Origin of the sequence: Bacteroides muris (ex Afrizal et al. 2022), assembly GCF_004793475.1 — a bacterium.
In the GTDB taxonomy this organism is placed as follows: Bacteria; Bacteroidota; Bacteroidia; order Bacteroidales; family Bacteroidaceae; genus Bacteroides; species Bacteroides muris.
This window is the reverse complement of record NZ_SRYZ01000113.1, coordinates 1-1,134: the sequence shown is the minus strand read 5'-3', so window position 1 is coordinate 1,134 and position 1,134 is coordinate 1. Positions and strand designations below refer to the sequence as shown.

The 1,134-nt window shown below is 39.6% G+C and carries 1 pseudogene; it reads right to left on the bottom strand.

From position 1 onward, the window contains the following. Window positions 1-443: 443 nt before the first annotated feature. Window positions 444-973: pseudogene (locus tag E5355_RS20075) on the bottom strand (N-acetylmuramoyl-L-alanine amidase). Between the last annotated feature and the right edge of the window lie 161 nt (window positions 974-1,134).

The window sequence follows — 1,134 nt, the reverse complement described above, 5'->3', positions numbered from 1 at the left end:
AGGTAAGAACTTCAAAGCATAACTTCCAAATTTTTCCGGAAGTTTTTTTTCTTTCTTCTTTTCGACTCCTTTAAATAAGGATAAGGAAAAGCAAAACAAGAAAAAGTTCTTCTTTGCGAATCGGACTACAAAGATAAGGAGAAATATTAATAAGTTTCAATTCATCTTTTTCTTTCTTTGCGTCACCTTCCACAATTCTGTTTCAGCATTTCAATTTCACCACTTTCCGTCTCTTGGAAAGCGGTTGCAAAGGTATAGGATTTAGCAATACAAGCCAAACATATCTGCCATTTTCTTTTAATAAAAACGAAACTTTTTTTGTAACTATCTGGTTCATAAAGATATTTTGAGCGAACATTTTTGAGGAAAGGAAAGAGAGAGAAAATAACAACACACACTATATATACGTGCGCGAGAAACGCAAAGAAAGAGAATAAAACATTCTATAAGTATGCCGGATTGGGTGGTGCAGGCTCTGTCAAAATAATCGTTGCATCAAAGCAAGGACATTGCTTCACCCACTCTTCCGGCTCTATCTCCCCGTTATGGTTCAGGTCGGGGCTTAGGTCGCGATGACCGCAAAGCCGGGCACTGGGATAATCTTTCAGCAACAGCAACACAAGTACGCGCAGAGAATGCCTTTGGAAAGGGGTACGCGCATCGGCAGGGCGACCATACTCGTCAAGACCACCTTCGTAACAGACACCGATGCTATTTGCATTCGCCTCCGGGCAGGGACAAGGGGCGAAGAGACTTGATGTCACCATTCTTCCGGATATAAAAATGATAGGAGGATGTGTCCAAACACCAAAAATATGAAAATCCCCCCCTGTCACAGATATCTGTAGCAAGGGTGATTTTGTTAAAAAGAGTTTTTTGACAACCTCTGGTCTGTCGTCAAGTCGTGCTCCGTATAGTAGCGGTCGCAGCGGGTGGCGGAACAATGGACGACGATAAGATTGATGAATCTCATGAGAGTTAAGAATTAACTTTTTAATTTAAGAAGCTGTTTAAAATTTATTGAAGATAAACGTTATTGCAATGAATAATATATTGTAAATCAGTAGGTTAATTGGAGGTTTATTTGTAGCTTTATGAGTGTCAATCAATTAGAGTTATGGAACAATACTCAAC